Raw genomic sequence first — 21958 nt, forward strand, 5'->3', positions numbered from 1 at the left:
TACGAAAATTCTATTTAGTCTCTATTTGCTTAAGCACCTGGTTAACATGCAACAAACCACCTACAAAGACGTTAGCAAATATATGACCAAACACGTTAACAAATGTTTCATATTCCCTGTTCTATTTTTAGCTTTGATTTTAAAATCAGGAATTTGCTATTCACAAAATTCTATCGATCTATCTAATGTTGACTTAATTGTCTACAATGAATACGATACTGATATGAGATTCTTTAGTGAGAAGAATAAAAATCAATTTATAGAGCTCTATCTAGAATTTGATAAAGACTGGGATACTAAATTTATTGCTGCTGATATTGAATACGATGATATAGATGATACTGTAACATTAGAAGAAATTAATTTAGATAAAGGTGAAGATGAAATCCTTTTAAATGTAAATGAAATAAAGAAAACAAGCTTTGCTCAATTTTTAAAACAGGAACTAGAAATCAACGAAAGCTCATACTACAAGGAGGGCGAAGACACCAACAAATTAGTTTTAAAGTTTTTAACTAATGGTATTTCTACTATTCAAGAAGTATATTTTAAAGAAAATAAACACAATCAAAGTTTTGGCTCTTCACGTGTATCTGGTAAAAATGATAATCAAGCAAGATGGAGAATTCATAATGCCGAATTTTACGCTACTATTGATTTAAATTTCGGTAATGATAAACACATTTATTTATTACTTAACGAAGATCATATCGACTTTTCAATCTTACCATTAATCAAAAATGAATACTTACTATCTGATGATGATGGCATTAGTACCTTTCAAAATACTTCAAAATATAAAACTAGTTATGTGGAAAATTTTGAAAAGATTGAATTCGTTGATTTTGCAGCCATCACTAAAAATAAAAATGATAAGTACGAGCTAATGAATACGTCTAAAAAAAACGTATTAAAGACAGCTTACGACACAATTAGATTTAACCAATATTTTATAATTGGACAAAACGAAAACCAAATTGACATTTTTGATTCCTTTTATGAAAAGCTTAAAATTGATCATATAAAAAGTGCATATCTGTATAGAAATGGTATCGAAATTTTAAATGATAGAGGCGTAAATTATTATAATAATGACGCAGAAATTATTGAAAAATTTCCTCGAATGGTTACTACTGTATGTGGTACTGTAAATGAGGTAACTTATACTTTAGATTACCATGACCTATTAAAGACGAGCACCTTAACAAAAATAGATGCAGGGTATGCATCAAATCTAGATAAAAGAAGAACATATTATTTAGAAGAGATTAAAGCAACAGACAGTGTTACTTTTCTAAATAACGAGAAAGAACACTATTGGGACGAAAACGATAGCTTTCTTGGCAAGTCTTACATGTCTCCAGAATTATTAAAAATTACACGAAACAAAAAAAACGGAATCTTTGAGTATAATTACGTTAATACTGATAAAGTAATAGATACGATTTCTAAAGATTGGAAAAAAGAAGTAAACTATATTCCAACAAAAATTCAAAGAACAATTATTCTACCTATTAATAACGATTCTATTATTTTTAATAGAAAAGATGGCTTAACTTATTTTTACAGAAAAAACAAGGTTGGGCTTTTTCCTCGACATAAAAAGGTTCAATACAATTCGATCCAACAGATCACTAATTCTTTTTATGCTATTAGTAGAAAAGGAAAAAAAGGCTGGTTAGATATTAAAACGAATATCGAGTACTTTGAAAATTAAGTTCATTCTACAACAAAGTGCTAAGCGCAAAACCAAACATTTTCTTAATCTGAATTCACATACTAACGGTGCTCTATTTGCTGAATTAAGCACATACTCAAGCAACTAACCATACACAAATACGTTAACTAAAATATGAGAAAAACAATCTACTTATTGGCATTAGTATTTATGTTGGTGCATAATATCAATGGGCAAGAAATTAAAATTCCAGAAAATTACACTATTGTAGATTCTATTAAAGGCGACTTAGACAATGATGCTATCAACGAATTAGTTGTAGCCTATAATGTAATGCCAGAAAATGAAATAGACGGCGTACCTCGCGAACTTGTAATTTATAAACTTGAAAACAACCAATGGGTTGTATGGAAAACAAGCGACCAAGCATTATATGGCAGTAAAGATGGCGGAATGATGGGTGATCCTTATGGCGAAATGGATATTAAAAATGGAATACTACATATAAGCCAAAACGGAGGAAGTAGCTGGAAATGGGGATTTACTGATAAGTATCGTTTTCAAAACGATGAATTCTATTTAATAGGGTATACAAGCCTTGCAGGTAAGCTCTGTGCATATTGGACAGATATCGATTTCAATCTTACCACAGGCAAAATGATAGTGAATAAAGAATTTGAGAAATGTGAGAATGAAGAGCAACAATTTTACAAGAGCGAGAATGAAACCTTACTTGAGAAAGACTTAAAAATTACATTACAAAATAGACAAGAACGCGAAATAAAGATCACAACACCTAAATACAAGCACGAAGTTTATATCGCAATCGGTAAAGAATAAAACAATGACCAAATTCTTAAAATACACATTACGCTCTTTAGGAATCTTTAATTAAAAGCTTGCGTATTTCTTCGCATAAATAGACTTCATAAGCCTTATACAACCACAATGACTGATCACTACAAAATAGCCTTAGAAATTTTAAAGCAACTTTTAGAGGAATCTGGTAATACGCATTGGGCAAATTGGATAGATAAAGATATAAAGCTTTGGGAGGCTACTGAAGATGTAAATCATCACTTAAGTGCTTTTGGTGGAATGGGGTCTATAAATGATTTGTTCGTTGGGGGAATTGATAAAGTAGGCATATGGAATAGTAAAGTATTTGACACCCTCAAAAACCTATCTTGGAGTTTAGCAAAACAAAAAATTACCTCTGCACCCACAACTCTAGATTTTTATAAATATGGTACAGGTCAATTGACTGGTTGGCGGTGCATTAACTGTGGGCATGCAAGGTTAAATGAAAAACAAATTGAGCAATATCTCTCCTATAAATATTTACCGATACTAATTATAGATTTGATTAATAAAGATGAATTGCAAAATCTATTACCAATTTCGAACTGGATAGATAAAGAACAGATTAAAGCCGAACGAGCTAACATAAAAGAAATTATAAATAGATCTAAAATCGAAATTTTGAAATCTCAGAGTTGGTTAAAGACTTGCCCTAAGTGTAAAAGTGAAGATGTTTGTGTATACCGATGGGAATTCGATAGTAATAATCAAACATTATTAGAATCAAAAGATAATCTCGAAATAAGAAAGACTTAACGCATGGCGACTTACAGCACTAAAGACAAATAAAACATAGCTATCTACTTACATAATTTCTATCCTATTCTAAATTTGATTTAGCTATTGCCTAAACGTGCTTAATAAATTTATTACAGACTGCTATCAGAATTAATGTTTTACTTTTCATTAAAAGACTATTCGGTTATATAACGCCCTGTATCAAACGCTATGGGCAAAAGCGGTAAAACTGCACAGAAAAAGATGTTTTCTCACTAAGGCCTCTCCTATTCTACTTATTCGTGACGTACATGTTATATTACAACCCAAGTTTTACTCATTTGGCATAAGACCTAAATTAAGAAATGACTTTCGACACCACGATATTCCTACTCTTTTTAATTGTAATTAATCTACTATATTTATAATCACAAGTACTAAGCTCTAATGCTCGATTAAAGCAAAAATTCTCTTTGAATAAATGAATGCCCAACAATTATATAGAAAATTTGATAGTAAATTTCATTCTGCCATATGGCTCAATGAAAAAGAAGAGTTAGTCGACGAAAATGAAATAAAATGGTATTTATGCGGAATACAAGACGAATTTAAAAAAGCAGTAGTCACCCAGGCTATCGAAGACTTTTTTTCTGAACAAGAACTATATCTAGTTATTACATCTGGTAAAAGTTCTTTAGTGCCAAAATCAGGCATATCTGAAGAAATAGGCACCTATATTCACAAAAAAGAAATTGGATTAATGAACGAATCATTAACCAAAATTATGTTTTTCTCAACTATTGGGGTTTTTAAAAAGGGCGTAATCAATGAATTTTCTAAAACACGTATAAAACCAAAAGGGCAATTGTTAGATGTATCGCTACACGCAAATATTTATAACAATGAAACTAAAATTGTTTCCGATTTACTACAAGAACCATTTGAAAAATTAAGTAACGTATTATCTAATGATTACCATGGTAATATTGAACATTTATGGATCGACCTTGAATTATTAGAAAGTGATTTAGTAGAAAGAAAAAAATGGGCATTTCGATTTCAAAAAAGAGTAAGTATACCATCATCTTTTAAAGAAAACTATTCATACAACGTTGGTCATTACAGTGTTAAACCAGACTTTGAAAAATTGAAACAGCTTACTGCTGATGAAATTTGTAATTATATACTTCAATTAGTCTATAATTCTATTAAAACATTAAGTACTAATAAGAAAAAACTCGAAGATTTTAATGTGGAACAATTTCGTCATGATTTTCTTACCGCATGTACAAATATGGGATATTCGTTAGAAGAAACTCATTAAAAAAACGAAGTAAATGAAAGAATTTAGTGTAGATAATTTTCCGAATATAGGCGCGGTAATGTGTTCTAAAATGATAGTTGATGAAGACTATAAACCGTTATTTATATTTCGTGAAAAACCAATAAATGATAATGACAGCGGATGGCGATTATTTTCAGGATTCGAAAGTGATGAGTATTCTGAAGATTCAGAAAATTTTGGCATCTATGATCCTAAAACAATCTTAGCGATAGATAATTCAATATCTAGCTTATTACTTTATAAAGGCATCGGTTCGGTCTGGGAAAGAGAACCTGGCTTAGAATGGAAAGAGGTTTTAGACTATCCGTTAGAAGATGATTTTATGGTTCAGCATCAATTAACTGATAATTGGAATCTTTCAATTAATAATGTATTTATTCGAAGTAAAGAAGAAGATACCATCATGTATACTACAAATGATAAAACCTTGCGTTTAGATATTTGGAATTATGATGGCAAAACTAAAGAAGAGATCGCAGAAGGTAAAAAAGTAGAAATACGAGATCGAAATGCTGGTAATGAAATCATAAAGAAGTACGAACTTAACCAAGGTAACCGTATTAAGATTGGTTTTCATATTAAAGAATATGATCAACAAAAAGATATAGACTACAATTTAATTTGTGGGTTTTGTATTGTAGATAATGAGGTTTTAAACACTTTCTTTTATTTTAATGATGACAAAGATTTAGACTGGGCTTTGAACACTTGGAAAATGATAGAATACAAATAACAACCTTCATAGACTGCTACAACAACACAAAAAAACATCATTAATTAAATACTTTTTTGTCGGTGTGAGTTTTAGGGTTACTGCCCTCCTACGCTATTACTAAACATATAAACCGAAACATTACAAAAAATTAGAAATAGCACTTTTAATGAATAGCAATCAAAATGAAATCAGAGATTTATTAAAATCTATAGAAGATGAATATAGCGGCGACTTAATACCAGCATCGATTGAGAATATCGAATTATTTAAAATAAAGGCTGTAGCAAATGGTGTCAATACAAGTGTAATTGAGCAGTTAGTAGATTTATATACTGTTGCTGATAATTATATGGCGCAAATGATTTTAGGCTTTCACTCGTGTAATGATGCTGTTTTATATGAATGGTGGGCTGAGAAAGAATTATGGTTAGGGCAACTAGACTTTAATACAATACGTTGGGCTAATGATAAATTTTGTTTGGGAGATGCCAGTAATACTAGTTACTCTAAAAACAATGAATATGATACTTTAATCGACTTGATAAAAGGGTGTATTGAAGAAATAAATGAGCTTAACGAATAACAAAGTAAAATTAATACATTAAAATGTTTAAAATTAAAGACAAATCATTTGATATAAAACATGCCTATTTAGATGCTTCTATTAGCGGTAACGAACTAATATTTGGCTTGCAAATAAAAGCTACAGGAACAGATAAACACACAGAAGAAGATATTGAAGAAGAAGACATGTTTTTTTCAGAAGATGAAGTATCATTTAATGCAGAAGTATTATTGAAGATCAAACCTCATGAAATAAATAATTGGCAAGAAATTGTTGGGAAAAAAATTCAATGGGGTGATTACCCAGAAGATGAAGATGAACCTCACGCGCTTCTATATTTATACGAACATGAAGAAGTCTATAATGCAGATATAGAATTTAAAAAAATTGACGAAAAAATAATTGTGCGTATTAAGGCAACTTGCAATCTATATTCAAGCGAAAATTATTCTCATAATTTACCTTTAGATATCGAAACCGAAGTACAATTTTTCGGAATATTATTTGGTGCCGATGCATCTGAAGAAAATTGTCGAAAAAAGACAGCCCCCTTTTTATATTTAAACAATTTAAAATACGTTACTAATAAGTATAATGTAGCTGTATTAATACCTGTTGATAGTGATATGGAGAAGAATATTCTTGTATTAGGTGATTATTAAGCCAATTAGCAAACGTAAACACATTTATACGAAATGAGAATTTTAGCTTCGTTCTCTCGCCTTATTACTACAAAAATCTAAAAAGAGACCTTAATGAAAAACAAAATCCTTTTTTACATTTTAATAGTACTTTCAATATATTCTTGCGATTTAAAACCTAAAAATAATACGGAGCCAAAAGTTGAGAACATAACAATTTCAAAAAGTGATTCTACTGATAATAATACCAGAATCAACAGAATTAGTAGTTATAAATCCAGAATTGATAGTATCAACCAATCCTTTCAATGGAAAGAATTAAAGTGTGGTCTTTGGTTATCTAAAAACAACGATTTAGGATTCAAAACTACAGCAGGAAACGAACAAGGAATCTTTATTACAAAATACATAACAGATCTTTGGAATTCAGATAGCCCCATAAAACTAAACTCCGTAATTGATACACTAACATTCAATTATTTAGGAAGCTCTTTCTACAAAGACAAAAACAATATATACACGCATTATTCAATGGCAGATGGCGGATTCTTTAAAATTGTAGAAAATGCTGATCATCGTACATTTAAAATTATTGGAGATTGTTATGCGAAAGATAAAAACCACATTTTTGGAGAAAGAAAAATGATTTTAGACTCGGTAGATTATAAAACATTTAAAACAAAAAAGGGAATTGGTTGCTACGCTAAAGATAAAAATGGATACTATTTTTGGGACAATAAATTAGATGAAGAAGATATTAATGATACTGAAATTATGGAAACGATTACAGCATTAAAAAAACTTTAAAGAACAACAATAAGTTAGGCTAAGCACCTTATTTATAGACTACTAATTTAAAATCTTAAACTAATAAAAGTTGTATTCTTAAATTACATTAAAATATGAAGTTAAATTTATTCTTATTATGTTTTTCTCTATTTTTTATAACACAATGCTTCTCTCAAACCAACGAGCAACAAATTAACAAATCAACCACTTATAACAATGAAAATTGGCCTCAATATATGGGTCCGAATATGAATGCTAAGGTTAAAAGTGAATATATACCAAGTGCTCATCCAGAAATTAGTTGGGAGTTCAAATATGATGGTGGCACCCCAACACCACTTGTCGTAGACAAAGGAACTACCTTTTTTGGCACTGAATCTAAAAATGTATATGCCATTGATAGTATTGGTAATTTAAAATGGAAAGTTGAACTTGATAGTAGAATTAAACATAGCCCACTTATTTATGAGGATATTTTAGTTGTAGCCCCAGATTCTACTTTGATCTATGGAATAAATGCTTTAAATGGAAACATTATATGGAAAAGAGAATTCTCATATGAATATAAAAGCTATATATCTGACAAAAAAGACATGTTCGGTCGAACAATCGTAACAGATCCAGATAAGTTTACTATTAAGAAAATGGGTCAAAATGAAGCTCCACCATTTATAGATAAAGGACAAGTATTAATTACAACATATCATCATTTTGGTATTTTAGACATCAAAACAGGAAAAACACAATCTTCTTTCCAAAAAAATCAAGGAAAAATAAGTATTCCTTTGATCACAGACGATGCCATATACACTACAAACCGTTATAATAAATTATTTGCTTACAATAAAGACACTGGTAAACTAAAATGGGAAACGAAATTATCAGAATTAGAAACAAAACCCATTTTATATAAAGACACGATTTACACTTCTTCCTATTATTATTTAAATAAAATAGATAAAAATTCAGGAGAAAATTTGGGTGCTTTTCATTCTATAGAATCACGAAAAGAATATGACATTATCGATAACGAAACATACTACACCTCAAAAAATGGGTATCATACCCATATGGGTGTTAACTATGGTTCTTACCTAACAGCCTTTGATTTAAGTACCGGTGAAGAAAAGTGGGACTTTAATATAGAAGGAAAATATATTACCGAATTAATTATGGTAGGTGATTATATTTATTTTGGTGACTCGTCAGGTAGAATTAGAGGAGTACATAAAATTACCGGCGAAAAACTATTTAGCGGCTATATTGGAGGTTCAATAGATACCCCATTATCCTACGCTAATGGTAAGCTCTATGGAGCTTATGAAAAAAATGAAAAATATGTGATTTTTGCTGTGGAGTAAATCAAGTTACTAATTTAGTATTACCCTAGATAAATACTATAATAGCCTTTAAGTACATACGCTGTGTTGATCGCTAAAAACAACTTCTTTAAACTGCACAGAATAGCATGATTACTCGCTAAAATGGGCTTATTTCATGTACTACACACCTACAACATACACCAATGCCAAAACTTGGCTCGTTCGATGTTAAATAAAAATGGCACACGATTATAGTTACTATTCACCTCTCCTATTTTTAGCTATCACTAATCTTCAATAATCTACTATATTTATAATCAATAACATTGTAGGCATAAAGCATTATAGCTGAATATTCGATACTGATTTAAATGAACTATACCAACGAAAAAATAATTGAGCGATTTGAATCTGGTGAAAAACTAAAATTCTTATTGTTTTGGGGGCATTCGAAATCTGATGTAGTAACAAAATCATGTTTCAGTCAATGGTACGAATCTAAATTTGAGGTTAATGGTATTGAATTTCTTACTGCTGAACATTTTATGATGGCAGAAAAGGCTTTGCTATTTAATGATAAGGAAATTTACGAGCAAATTATCAAGAGCTCAAAAGCAGGAAAGGTTAAAGAACTTGGCAGACAAGTGCAGCATTTTAATCAACAAATTTGGGAAGAAAATAGATTTGAAATAGTCGTTAGAGGTAACTTTCATAAGTTTAGTCAGCACCTTGAATTATCAGAATTTTTAAAAAACACAAATGACCGAGTACTAGTCGAGGCAAGCCCTGTTGACAATATTTGGGGAATTGGTCTTGCGCAAGACAATGAAGATGCTGAAAAACCATATTTATGGAAAGGTCTGAATCTACTTGGTTACGCATTGATGAAAACTAGAGATATACTATATGAGATTGGTGAATTCAAAACCCTTGAGAACCCGGTTTTACCACCTTGGTTAGCTTATCCAGAAATAGATAAATACAGCATTGGTTGGCGAATGGGATATGGAGAAACCCATATGATGGACTTAAACAAATATTGGAAAAATTTAAGTGACACTGAGAAGAAAATTTACCAAATGACATTTCCGGCAAGAGGTGAATGGAAAGATTGGTATTCTGAATAAAACATACTAAAGGTGAGAAAGTTCTTGAAGCTGATACTACTATTAAAATACCGCCTGTTCTGTGTAAAATTTAAATAGCATACGATTATAGAAAGCCATCTTCCCGATTTTTTAATTAACACTAATCTTCAATAATCTACTATATTTATAATCAATAACATTGCAAGCATAAGACCTGTGATGTTAGTAATCATTTTCAAAAAAAAATTGTTAATATGAACATTGATGAATTAGAGCAAGAATTTAATCAAGTGAATCTTTTGAAGGAGAAAAATTCGATGGACAGATTAGAATTTTGCTGGAAGCTTATTGAGTCAGATGAGAATGATTATCTCGAAGCCCATCTGATGTTTTTAGAAAAAGCTAACAAGTATTTCGCTAAAGATTTAGAAGAACAATTTCAATTTAGAAAAGACAAAGAGAACGTATTTTATTTTCTTGAAGAGAAATTAAAACAAGATATATCCCCTAAACTACACCAACAAATCTTAGGTATTAGAAATAAATTAGACTTTACATCTCTAGAAAAATACAAAAATTGGATTCAAGAAATTAGGTTAGGTAAGCGAGATGACGAAATGGATTTTGTATGGTCAATTATGAAAAGTCCGTATGTTGAATATCATTATAATTTGATAATAGATAAAACGCTGAACAATGCATTTAGAAGAGATTTATCTTCAAGGTTTAAAGAACATCAAGAAAGAGCAGAAGACTTTTTAATTCATAAGTTAGACCAAAACCAAGATTATGAATTTCAAGGAGATATTATATTTCAATTAGGGAAGCTTAATAAGAAGCACAAAGCAAAAATTTTAAACTATACGCGTAAGTTTACCGAGTCTGAATTGGCTTATACAAGAAACAAAGCATTAATAGTTTTAGGATGGATAGAAAAAATCGCGGACACAAAAATTCTTGAAAAACATATGCTTGAAGATTCTGACACTGAATGTCGTGCTTGGAGCGCTTCTGGGTATATGCAAATGTGGTTTAAAAGCAAAAACGAAACCCTAAAAACAAAAGCTTTTGAAGGGTATTATAAAGCCTTACCCCTAGAGAAAGATTATTTTGTGCTATCAGTTATTTTAGATTCGATAAGAGAAATTGGCAAAACTAAACTAGGTATTTCTCAAACAGCATTAGATGATTTAGATATTGAAAAAATTGAAATCTCAAAGATTAAAGCCATGAACTATCTAGAAAAGCAATTAAAATAAAACTACATCATAATTGTATTTCATTTGAATCAAAAACATATTCTAATCAAACCATCGCATACTGTATTTAAAAAAGAGAATATAAACGCAAATAGTACTAATACCCGCAAAATAGAAACATGAATATAAAATATATTTTAGGATCAATTATTACTATTCCGCTATTACCCATAATGTATTTTCAAGGTAAAAAGATCAAAAAGACTGTTCCGAGATTACCAGAAGCAGAAGGTACCAAAGGCTTATCAACAGTCTCTTCTAAGAACGTACTACGTATGCTAACTATCGGCGAAAGTACTATTGCAGGTGTTGGCGTTAAAACCCATCAAGAGGGCTTTACTGGCTCGTTGGCAGACGAATTGGCTACGCAACTAAATACAAATGTAGATTGGAAAGTTTATGCCAAAAGCGGGTATACCGCAAAAAAGGTAAACGAAAAAATTATTGATCTCATTACAGAAGAAGCTGTCGACTTAATTGTTGTTGGACTTGGTGGTAATGATGCTTTTGAATTGAACTCACCTAAAAAGTGGAATAGAGATGTTCGTGAACTTATCAAAAGCATTAAAGCTAAATTCAACGATGTACCGATTGTATTTACCAATATGCCGCCCATCAAAGAATTCCCGGCTTTTACGCCCATCATAAAATTTACCATTGGTAATCTAGTTAATATACTAGGTGAAGAATTAATTAGTATTGTAAAAGATTTTGACAAGGTGTATTACTACGCATTAAAACCCTCTAGCCAAGATTATATTGAAAGATTCAATTTAGAAATAGAACCTTCTGAGTTTTTTGTTGACGGGGTACATCCTTCAAAACGAACATATCATATTTGGGCAAAAGATATTTCAAACTTTATAACCCAATCAGAAGAAATTAAAAATAACCTAGACTTTAACCCATCTACAATTTAGATTAAAACATTTCATAATGAGTATATCGGACTTACTTTTTGGAAAAAAGAAAACTTTTGATCACCCTATATTAGGTACTTTAAAAAGTGATAGGATTAAAGGCAACAACCAAACTAAAACATATACCTGGCGAGGCAGTATTGTAATTGGCAACAATACCATAGAAACCCTTTTTTACTTAGAAGGCAACAACGCTGCCCCTTTCAACAATCACATAGATTTTGTGTGTCAACTGGCAGAGAATTGGCACAGCGAACATCTACCTAATATTGAAGAAAAAATCAATAAAAAAGGAATTGATAAAGTTGAACCATTCTCTAATTGGAAAAAAGATCTTTACCTAGCTGCCATCTATGCAGCAAATAAAAAAAATACTGATTTTGAATTAACATTAGAACCAATAGATAGCGAAAACTTAGATTCCATAGGCATCGATGTCAAAAATGGGATGATTACAAAAGTTGAAATTTATTAATTACATATAACCACATTAATAATTCACCTAAATAGTGCTTTTGCACTATTCTTAATAGGGTATTAAATGAGTAATATTTAATTTTCCTGAAGAGAACCATCGTTATTAAATTCACAAAATTTTGAACAAACATAAATCATATGGAAAAACTACAATTTGAGTTAACCAATGAACAAAGAAAATATTTAGGACTTATTCCTGTAGAAAAAAGCTGGCAACTTGTCTCTCTAAATAAGATGTTTCTATATTTTGATGGAGATATAATTCGTAAAAAAATAACAGCTGATGAAAATAGTTATCTCGAACAAGAATTAGCGGAAAAAACAGCTGAAAATCGAACTATACTATTACCTAAAACTACTAAAGGAAAACCCAAAAAGCTAAATTATACGGCAACGCTATCTTTTAAACCATTTGCGGTATATTTTAATTTTTCTGGAAAACATGTTTCAATTGCTAACTACACCACACAAACTACATTTCATTCAGAGCAATTAAAAGAAGATGCAAAAATCGAAGATTTAAAGCTATGGATCAACAAGTGGATTAGTGAAACGACCAAAGCAGAATTAATAGCAATTGAGAATTTTAAAACTGAAAAACGCACTCGTTGTAAATACAAAGAAGGTGATTTTTTTACTTTCAAAATAAATAGAAAGCAATGGGGTTTTGGTAGAATTTTAATTGTCGTTGATAAGAAAAAACTAAAGGAAAATAAAAATTACGGCTTAACAAATATTCCTGGTAAACCGCTTATCGTAAAAATTTACCATAAAATAAGTGATTCTAATATTGAAAATTTGGACGATTTAGAAAACACATTGGCTCTACCATCGCAATCAATAATGGATAATAATTTTTACTATGGTCAATACAAAATAATTGGAAATAAGAAATTGGTTTCAGGTGATTTAAATTCTGCTTTAATATCATATGGCAGAAGTATTAGCGGTCAAGATAGAGAAACAGTATATCTACAATATGGCTTAATTTATAAAGAAACTACATTTTCTAAATTCAATAAATACCTATTAAAAGTAAATAAAGGAGGAAACGATTTGATCAATCCACATAGAAACGAAGGAAGTGGATTTGGACTTTATACTGACCAATTACTTAGTTGTATAGAGGCAAAATCAAACAAACCATTTTGGGATAATGCAAGTGAGTTAGATTTACGACATCCTAAAAGTATTGAAAGGAAAAGGGAAATTTTAAAAACTTTCGGTTTAAATGCTGATAAAAATTATGAAGAGAACTTAAAAATTGCAAATAGCTGACAATGTATATTAAGAATTAAATATTCAACTTGAATAGTTAATTTCTAAACCTAGAAAGAATATTATGAACTATATCACCGTCACTATTTTAATTACATTTTTTGTCAATTATAATTTTAGCTCAAAAGTAAAAAGCAGTTAAATCAAATTCAACAACAAACATTTAGAAAAAGTATATGGGCATATTTAAAAATCTCTTCGGAGGAGAAAAACCAAAAGAAAAATCTGAAATCGATTCCTCTAAATTTAAAGCAATTGATAAAACAGACTATACCAGTCTTGAAGAATTAATTGAACAACATGCGGGACTTTCTTTCGAAAAACAATTAGTTTTTGGCGATGTAATCGGTTCAAACGCATGGGAACTTGATATGGGAAAAGGAAATATCATTTTTGGCGATTTAGACTTTCCTATTCAAATAATAGGTTCTCTTTCTTTTAATGATAGTTCTTGGATGTGGGGATGGGCAAACGCAAAAAGTGGCATGCCAGAAAACCTATTAGTTCAATCTAACCAGCTTAAAGAAATCGGGCACGAGAAAGGTATTAAAGAGTTAACTGATGGTCATTTTAACGTGGAAGAAGGCTTTGAACATAAAATAGGGATGATGGCTTGTGGACTTTTTAATTCTAAAAGTTATTACTGTGCTAATTACGGACAAGGGACTCTCGTAGTTACCATAGAGGATGACAAAATACCTGAAATAGACAAAAGCAGAATAGAAAAAGTTCTTACTAATTTTCCTCAATTAATTAGTGCGGTCGATTTAAACCATAAGAATACCTTTAAAAACTATTTGATTGACAGAGATTTTGAATTGAACATCTCAGATCATAAAATTGAAGGCATAAAAAACGGTAAGGTTCTTACTGCTGAATTTGATGAACTTAATAGGTTGAAATCACTAAACGGGAAACTATAAAACGTTTACCAATTTGTGGAATAAAACAAGCCTAAAAAGCCTCTTCAATAAACTAATGAGAACCACAATCTTTCAAATACAAAATGGATTTAAATAAACTTAAAGGAGAAAAAAAAGTCAGCGCTATACTTTCTCTTGGTACAGACTCTAAAAATGCCGAACTACTTTTAGCATTGGTAAGTTCCGAAAAAGGGAAACTAAAACAAGCAGCAATGAAAGCTCTTGCGAACTTCGATTATGAACCAGCCACTACCCTATGGCAAAAAGCCATAAAGACCAAAACAAAAGGAGAGAAAATATTTATAGAATCTACAGCTAACTCAATTTCAGAGATTATTGCCAACGAGTTTTTTGACTTTTTATCAGATCTATTTAATCAACCCGAAGGGTACTCATTAACAGCTAAAGAAACAGCTGATTTTAAAACATTTATATCATTATCTCTGGGCAAGGGAAGTCCTAAAATGCATGAGGTATATAGACTAGTAGCTAAAAACAATAACAAACTAGCTACATATACTATTGAGGCTAGAGAAAGTAATTTATTCATCAATGATTATATTAAGTTCTTTGCACCTACGGCAGAAAACATTAAAAAAATATTTCCAGCAATTTTATCCATGTCCATTTTAAAAAGCAAAGACTCTAGGCTAATTAAATTGGCAAATGACCTACAGACTGAATATGCCGAAAATTGGTTATCCCCTGTGTTTATGTCTGCCCTAATAACAGAATCATCTGATATTGTATTTGAGAAATTTCATAATCAACTTAACGGTACAAATGCAACCTATTTGAATGATACGTTAGGCGCTTTATTCTTTGATAAAAAAATTCAAAAACATGAAGGATTACTATTCTGGGGACAATCGATATATGGCGAAATTGATACTCGTTTTGCATTTAGCAGACCATTATTCGAAAATTTAGACGAAAGGTGGTTCTTACAATTAGTTAACGAACCCGCTAGTGAAGTTACTTTACAAGTTTATAATCGTAGTGGGGTTCTTTATGATTCTTATGACGAAATGCTGCTAGAAATACTACCGCATACCATCGAAGACAAAAATATAGAACAGGCGTTACAAGAGTACTTTGTTGAAAAAGAAAAACAACATAATGGCGCAAGTACCTTGTACATAGATGCTTTACATACCTTAAAGCATGATATAGATGAAGAAGTAATTAAAAAACATATTAATTGTCGCGATAATGCTGTCAGTAAATATTCATTAAAACCTATTGTTAATTACTACACCAATTGGTCTAACGAAAGAAAAATAGCCTTTTACAAGTCCATATCTTCCAAATACGTATTAAAAGAAGAAATTGCAGCATTAGAAAAATAACCCATTTCAAAAGTATAAGTACATTTATGAATGAACACCTAAAACCTATAGCACATTTTCTTGAAAACGATAATCTAGATTTTGACGAAGATGATTTTATCGGATTGCAATATGATATTGTTGATCAATTGGAAGACCACAATATTGGTTTTGAAATTATTACAGATGTTCTTGAATTAATGGAAACAAACCCATTAGTAGAATTCGGTTCACCCGGACCACTCACCCACTTCATTGAAAGTTTCTATAACCAAAATCAAAAAGAGTACGTAAAATCTTTAGAAACATCCATAAAAACAAGACCTGCCGTACATACTTTATGGTTATTAAATAGAGTAATAAATGGTAGTGAAGAAGCTAGAGCTTTGCAATTAACCCAGGTTATGAAATCGGTTTATGAAAATAAACAAGTAGCTACAGACATTCGTAATGTTGCTCAACAGTTTTTAGAATAAGGTGATACCTATTAAAACCGAACATAGAAACTACCCATTAATAACTTGACATTAAGACATAAACCAAAGTTTTACATATTTTTATGAAGTAGCTACATTCTAGATAGCATCTCGGTAAAATACATTCTAATAATATGACAGAAGTGAATAGTTTTTTAGAAAAGGAATTCGGACTTCAAGTTAATGATTGTAAAAAGCTAGATGGGTACGACAATTTAAATTACCGCATTACCACTTCAGATTCCTCATATATTTATAAAACCTATCAATACTCAGAAGTATCATTTGATATGGTAAAAGCAGAGAATGATACACTCTTATTTCTACAAAACGATTTTGAGAATAAAGTTCCAAAACCGATTCCGTTTAAAAATGGTTCTTATCTAGGTACTTTTTCTATAAACGAGCAACCTTCTATATGTCGTATGCTTTCATTTTTAGAAGGTAATTTTTTAGGTGATGTCTCACACACAGCCCAATTAATTGAATCTCTAGGTACCTTTCTAGCCGAATTAGATTTAAAACTAAAAGAGTTAAAAAATTATACGATACAGAGTAGACAATGGGAATGGGACCTTCAGTATTTTGATTTAAATAGAAAATACATCAATGATATTCCCAATGCGACGGATAGAAATATTGTCCGTTATTTTTTTAATCAATTTGAAGAAAATGTAAGACTACTCTTTCCTGAATTAAGAAAACAGATCATACATAATGATGCCAACGAATGGAATGTTCTGGTGCAACATAACAAAGTTAGCGGCATTATAGATTTCGGAGATCTAGCGTATTCTTTTCTAATTAATGAACTGGCTATTGCCATTACCTACACGTGCTACGATAAAGAAAATCCATTAAAGTGGGCTGTAGTATTACTAAAATCTTACCATCAAAAACTTCCGCTAGAAGCTAAAGAAATAAGTATACTATATTACCTAATAGCAGCCAGGCTATGCACCAGTGTCTGTAATTCTGCACATGCAAAAAAGGTGAATCCAGATAACAGCTACGCAGCGGTAAGTGAGCAATCTGCTTGGAAAATGCTACACCGTTGGTTGACAATTAACCCTATACATGCTGAAAATGAATTTAGAAAAGCAGCGAATCTTCCTATTGAGAAACCTGCATCAATTTCGAGTCTTCTAAATAGAAGGTACGAACACATCAGTCCTATTTTATCTACCAGCTACAAAAACCCCATTTATATGGTAAGGTCAGCATTTCAATATATGTATGATGCGGAGGGAAATACGTTTTTAGACGCCTATAATAACATTCCGCATGTTGGTCATTCCCACCCAAAAGTCGTGGAAGCAGCACAACGGCAAATGGCGAAACTAAATACCAATACACGTTATATTTATGATGAGTTAGCAGATTATGCAGAGAAATTATTAAAACATTTTCCACCCAATCTGAATAAAGTCTTTTTTGTGAATTCGGGTAGCGCAGCGAGTGATTTAGCGGTACGCATGGCAAATAACCATACCAAAAGTAATACGATGATGGTCATGGAATCCGGTTACCACGGCAACACCCAAATAAGCATAGATATTAGTGATTACAAGTTTAATAACCCTAAAGGGCAAGGTCAAAAAAATCATATAATCAAAGCGACATTACCAGATAAGTACCGAGGTAAATACACCGCTGATATTGCAAATGCAGGAACGCTATATGGTAAAGATACAGTTGCTCAAATAGCACAAAGTAAACAACCTATATCTGCTTTTATAAGTGAACCCATACTTGGTTGTGCAGGGCAAGTTCCCCTAGCAGACGGCTATTTAAAAGAGGTGTACCCTGCTATTCGAGCACAAGGCGGCATTTGTATAAGTGATGAAGTACAAACGGGTTTTGGTAGGTTAGGTGACCATTTTTGGGGATATGAAGCCCATGGTGTCATACCAGATATGGTTATTTTAGGAAAACCCATCGCAAATGGTCACCCAATGGGAGCGGTTATTTGTACAGAAGAAATTGCCAAATCGTTTGAGAAAGGCGTAGAGTTTTTCAGTTCTTTTGGTGGCAACCCAGTTTCTTGTGCCATTGCAAGTGCTGTTTTAGATGTTATAGCAGAAGAAAAACTACAAGAAAATGCAAAAGTTGTCGGCGATTATTATAGGTCTCTTTTAAAAGATCTTATGCAAAAATATAATTGCATTGGCGATGTAAGGGGCTCTGGACTATTTATAGGTTTTGACATCGTAAAGAATAACACAAAAGCGCCAAATACTGCACTCGCAAGCCATATTAAAAATGAATTAAGAAATAGACATATTTTGGTAAGCACAGACGGACCATTCGATAATGTAATTAAAACCAAACCTCCTTTATGTTTTAGTAAAGAAAATGCAGAGAAAGTGGTTACGACCGTCAGTGCAATTCTGGAGGAACATTATAATAATGGAGCAATTTTTGATGTTTAAATAATTATGAAGAAAGCGATGTATTTGGTTTTAATTTGTTTTGTAATTGCTTTAACAGCAAAGGCTCAAGATAAGTCATACAATGAATCTGATTTCTACGGCACTTGGTCGCTTGACCTTAATGAATATGACTTAGAAGATGATATATACATTTTCAAAAAAGAGAAATCATCAAATAGTCAAGAAGAAAAATTAAATATAATAGTCACCTTTCTTGAGTCAAGCAAATGCAGAGTTAACTACGATAGAACTTCAGGTTTTTGCGGCACTGAAACATTTAAAGATTACAGCTGGTCGTTTGACAAAGATTTAGGCATAATAAACATTTATCATTCTAAAGAGTGGTTAAAAGAATTTAAAAAACAAAGTCCTGAAGATTTTAAAAATTTCGAATTACCCGAAAAATATAATTCTATGGAGCTCAAAATAGTTACACTTGAAAGTGGAGGTACTGGATTAGAAATTTTAGATTGGGAGTGATTTAGTATAACCATAATAAAGACGGTATACCTACTTATTTTTTGAACTTAGGCAGTTAAGATTCGCACATACGTTTTACAACAAAAGAAGAAGTATTTAGTTCATTTAATAGAACGTCTGTAAGATTAGTTTAAATGGCTATTTGCGCCTTAGTTAGGTGGCCACAAAAAGAATAATAAATGAATACAGCTAACTTCGATAATTGGAGCGTAGAACTTGAAAAGGTCTGGGATTTAAAAAAAGAAGATGATAGTAAAAAATTCAGTGATTTAATATATTCATTACATGGTGATGAAGATATAAGCTACCTCTACAAACTAATTGATTCGGTTAAACTAAAAGAAGACTTTGGCTTATATGAAAGTATATATAATGCCATTTGGGCATTTCCACCAAAAGTAGTAGCACAGACGCTTGCTAAAAGGCTTCCCTCATTTCAAAAAAGAATGGGAAAATATGACCAAGTATTTAGATTTTACCTTCCTATTTCTACTAATGAGAGCCTATCAAATCCTTTTATTGAAGAAGCAAAAAAGTGGACCGCCAGTGAAAAGCGAACGTCATTAGCCGCGATAAAAAAATGGAGCGTTGAAGACGAAAAATGGGAAGATATATTAGCACAATTAGGTAAACCTGTTTCTAAAAGTAAAGAAGACCCTATACCAGAATACTGGAATGAAAGCTGGAAAACCAGACTTGAAGAAATTCGAGAAAAAGAAGGCGAATTTTCGTTTAATGGTTTATTCTGGAAAAAGGGTAAAAAAGTTTGGCTAGAAGATTTAGATTTCTTGTTGGCAGTATTAACCCTCAATCATGGTAAACATTGGAGACAGGTCGACAACATGACCAACCCTCTTTGGTTTTATGCAAAAACCACAGTTTATCCAACCTTTTTAAAGAAACTAAAACAACTACCGATTGAAAAACAGACAAAAATTCTTGAAAATATAAAGCGTGTTAACAAGAGAAAACATGAGTTTTTACAAGAAGAAATAAGCAGAAACTAACATTTTAAATTAAAGTATAATTATAAACACCGCATTACTTTAAGTTACAACGTTTAAGATTTAAATAACCAATATGAGATTATTTATGAAAAAAATAAAACTTCCTATCTTTTCAGTATTGTTTGCCCTACTCTCTGGTTGCAATCTATCTTATAATCCTAATGGTCCAAAAGCCACTGATTATCCATATTTTGAGGTGACCGAGCCTTTAATTATTAAGCATATTACAGTTCCTACAGGCACAAAGCTTATTTATGAAGAGTCATTTTTTAGATCAGGCAAACAAAGTAAAAGACTGAACGACAAAAAACTTACAGGTATAATACTGCCAATAGATAATACCATAAAATGGGGTGGCGTGCCAATAACAGCGATTAGAAAATATGCCAATCCTGGAATGACCGGTTTTACGGTTTATGCAGACTTTAAACAATTAGGCGAAGAAGAAAAAACAAAATTTTCTGAAGCTTGGCAATTCTGCGACACTACGATAGGCGTTAATGTGCAAGACATTAATGATTGGTCTTTTAATAAAAAAAATATTTTAGATATTGAAAGTGCTGGCATCGCCTACATGAGGTTTCATAAAGATGATAAAGATCAAAATAAAGCTTTAGATGATATCTATAATGCGCTATTAGAAGTGAATATAAAATAAAACACAGAAGTAAATAAAATGGCAAACATGGAGGTTTCGTAAAGTTGAAACTAAATCACCATTTATGTTTTATATTCTATGCTACGGTTCGTAGAAATCTATAAAATTCAGAAAATATGAACATAGAATTATATCCTGACTTTAATGAAGTTTTTGACAGTGATGAATTGAAAGGAATTTTCTATCCACTTTGTAAAGTGACCGATATAAACACCGAGTTTAGTAATCCATTATTTTTCGTGTCAAGTAATGGTGTTTGGACAAATGAAGATGTAAAAAATGAAAACAACCAAACTGGTTTTACTTGCTTTCAATTAAACGATGGCAAATATTCCTTCAATGGAGACTTAAATGTTTACATAGGGCATAAAGAAGCAAAAGATATATTTAAAACTTTAGAAAAAGATTTTAATGAAAACGGAGCATCATATTTATCTAACAAAGTAAAAACAGAAGAATACATTCAAACTATTAAAGACAAATATGATTTGAATTTTGGGGAATTAGACGAGGAATACTTTCTTGAAACCTTCTATCAGTTTTCTATAAACAAACTAAATTATAAACAAACAGGAAACTTTGGAACCTTTCGCCATATAATTGATGGATGGGATAAACCAGATAAAATTAGTCCCGTAGTTTATGAAATTAAAGATGATAATTCTACCGGTTTTGCTGATATACAAATAAACCAAGAGTATATATTTCCTGACTCCATTGCCGTTGACAACTATGATAAAATCGGCTATACAGTAGGTTACGAATTCTTTACAGATGGTAATGACACATACCTGTTGTTTGATAAAAAAGACAGAAGAGCAATCTGTATAAATCACTATTCATAATAACACTACATTTTGAAAAATAGAATTTTAAGTTGGGTTATATTTATTGTAGGTCTTATAGGAGTTGTATTTTCAATTTCACTAATTATTAAAGGAAATAGACCTTGCAGTAGTGACGGTTGTCTAATTCATTTATTAGTAATTGGCGGAGTTT

General features: G+C 31.2%; 22 protein-coding genes. All 22 read left to right on the plus strand.

Features of this window, described 5'->3' with window-relative positions; translation table 11 throughout:
- Positions 1–46 precede the first annotated feature (46 nt).
- The 22 genes from QSV08_RS07850 to QSV08_RS07955 all read left to right on the plus strand — a co-directional run bounded on the left by QSV08_RS07850 (position 47) and on the right by QSV08_RS07955 (position 21804).
- On the plus strand, positions 47–1717 hold the full coding sequence (locus QSV08_RS07850; protein ID WP_324027847.1) for a hypothetical protein: 1671 nt from the start codon (positions 47–49) through the stop codon (positions 1715–1717).
- 135 nt (positions 1718–1852) lie between these two features.
- A complete protein-coding gene (locus tag QSV08_RS07855) occupies positions 1853–2518 on the plus strand; it encodes a hypothetical protein (protein WP_324027848.1) in 666 nt (221 codons plus the stop codon).
- 108 nt (positions 2519–2626) lie between these two features.
- On the plus strand, positions 2627–3295 hold the full coding sequence (locus QSV08_RS07860; protein ID WP_324027849.1) for a DUF6966 domain-containing protein: 669 nt from the start codon (positions 2627–2629) through the stop codon (positions 3293–3295).
- Positions 3296–3737: 442 nt separating this feature from the next.
- Entirely contained in the window at positions 3738–4580 is an 843-nt protein-coding gene (locus QSV08_RS07865; RefSeq protein WP_324027850.1) for a hypothetical protein, read from the plus strand.
- Between the two features lie 13 nt (positions 4581–4593).
- Positions 4594–5334, plus strand: coding sequence for a DUF2185 domain-containing protein (locus QSV08_RS07870; protein WP_324027851.1), 741 nt, complete (start codon positions 4594–4596; stop codon positions 5332–5334).
- Positions 5335–5482: 148 nt separating this feature from the next.
- A complete protein-coding gene (locus QSV08_RS07875; RefSeq protein ID WP_324027852.1) occupies positions 5483–5899 on the plus strand; it encodes a hypothetical protein in 417 nt (138 codons plus the stop codon).
- A gap of 23 nt (positions 5900–5922) precedes the next feature.
- Positions 5923–6543, plus strand: coding sequence for a hypothetical protein (locus tag QSV08_RS07880; protein ID WP_324027853.1), 621 nt, complete (start codon positions 5923–5925; stop codon positions 6541–6543).
- Positions 6544–6636: 93 nt separating this feature from the next.
- Positions 6637–7329, plus strand: a complete 693-nt coding sequence (locus QSV08_RS07885; protein WP_324027854.1) for a DKNYY domain-containing protein — start codon at positions 6637–6639, stop codon at positions 7327–7329.
- Positions 7330–7424: 95 nt separating this feature from the next.
- Positions 7425–8672 (plus strand): PQQ-binding-like beta-propeller repeat protein, encoded by a 1248-nt coding sequence (locus tag QSV08_RS07890; protein WP_324027855.1) that lies wholly within the window; start codon positions 7425–7427, stop codon positions 8670–8672.
- A 332-nt stretch (positions 8673–9004) separates the two neighbouring features.
- Positions 9005–9760, plus strand: a complete 756-nt coding sequence (locus tag QSV08_RS07895; RefSeq protein WP_324027856.1) for an NADAR family protein — start codon at positions 9005–9007, stop codon at positions 9758–9760.
- Between the two features lie 215 nt (positions 9761–9975).
- The gene (locus tag QSV08_RS07900) at positions 9976–10980 is read left to right on the plus strand and encodes a HEAT repeat domain-containing protein (RefSeq protein ID WP_324027857.1); all 1005 of its coding nucleotides are present in this window, start codon (positions 9976–9978) and stop codon (positions 10978–10980) included.
- Between the two features lie 119 nt (positions 10981–11099).
- Complete coding sequence (locus tag QSV08_RS07905; protein WP_324027858.1) at positions 11100–11900, plus strand: SGNH/GDSL hydrolase family protein; 801 nt, start codon at positions 11100–11102, stop codon at positions 11898–11900.
- A 16-nt stretch (positions 11901–11916) separates the two neighbouring features.
- Positions 11917–12375, plus strand: a complete 459-nt coding sequence (locus QSV08_RS07910) for a hypothetical protein (protein WP_324027859.1) — start codon at positions 11917–11919, stop codon at positions 12373–12375.
- A gap of 140 nt (positions 12376–12515) precedes the next feature.
- Complete coding sequence (locus tag QSV08_RS07915; protein WP_324027860.1) at positions 12516–13655, plus strand: immunity 26/phosphotriesterase HocA family protein; 1140 nt, start codon at positions 12516–12518, stop codon at positions 13653–13655.
- 176 nt (positions 13656–13831) lie between these two features.
- Positions 13832–14578 carry a DUF6882 domain-containing protein gene (locus QSV08_RS07920; protein WP_324027861.1) on the plus strand — a complete coding sequence of 249 codons (747 nt, stop codon included), beginning with the start codon at positions 13832–13834 and terminating at the stop codon, positions 14576–14578.
- 83 nt (positions 14579–14661) lie between these two features.
- A complete protein-coding gene (locus QSV08_RS07925) occupies positions 14662–15927 on the plus strand; it encodes a hypothetical protein (protein WP_324027862.1) in 1266 nt (421 codons plus the stop codon).
- Between the two features lie 26 nt (positions 15928–15953).
- Entirely contained in the window at positions 15954–16382 is a 429-nt protein-coding gene (locus tag QSV08_RS07930) for a hypothetical protein (RefSeq protein WP_324027863.1), read from the plus strand.
- 134 nt (positions 16383–16516) lie between these two features.
- Entirely contained in the window at positions 16517–18814 is a 2298-nt protein-coding gene (locus tag QSV08_RS07935) for an aminotransferase class III-fold pyridoxal phosphate-dependent enzyme (RefSeq protein ID WP_324027864.1), read from the plus strand.
- Between the two features lie 6 nt (positions 18815–18820).
- Positions 18821–19294: a hypothetical protein gene (locus QSV08_RS07940; protein ID WP_324027865.1), complete on the plus strand. Its 474-nt coding sequence runs from the start codon at positions 18821–18823 to the stop codon at positions 19292–19294.
- Positions 19295–19473: 179 nt separating this feature from the next.
- Positions 19474–20301: a hypothetical protein gene (locus tag QSV08_RS07945; protein ID WP_324027866.1), complete on the plus strand. Its 828-nt coding sequence runs from the start codon at positions 19474–19476 to the stop codon at positions 20299–20301.
- Positions 20302–20386: 85 nt separating this feature from the next.
- Complete coding sequence (locus QSV08_RS07950; RefSeq protein ID WP_324027867.1) at positions 20387–20959, plus strand: hypothetical protein; 573 nt, start codon at positions 20387–20389, stop codon at positions 20957–20959.
- Between the two features lie 116 nt (positions 20960–21075).
- Entirely contained in the window at positions 21076–21804 is a 729-nt protein-coding gene (locus tag QSV08_RS07955) for a hypothetical protein (RefSeq protein WP_324027868.1), read from the plus strand.
- Positions 21805–21958 lie beyond the last annotated feature (154 nt).

Source organism: Maribacter sp. BPC-D8, assembly GCF_035207705.1.
In the GTDB taxonomy this organism is placed as follows: Bacteria; Bacteroidota; Bacteroidia; order Flavobacteriales; family Flavobacteriaceae; genus Maribacter.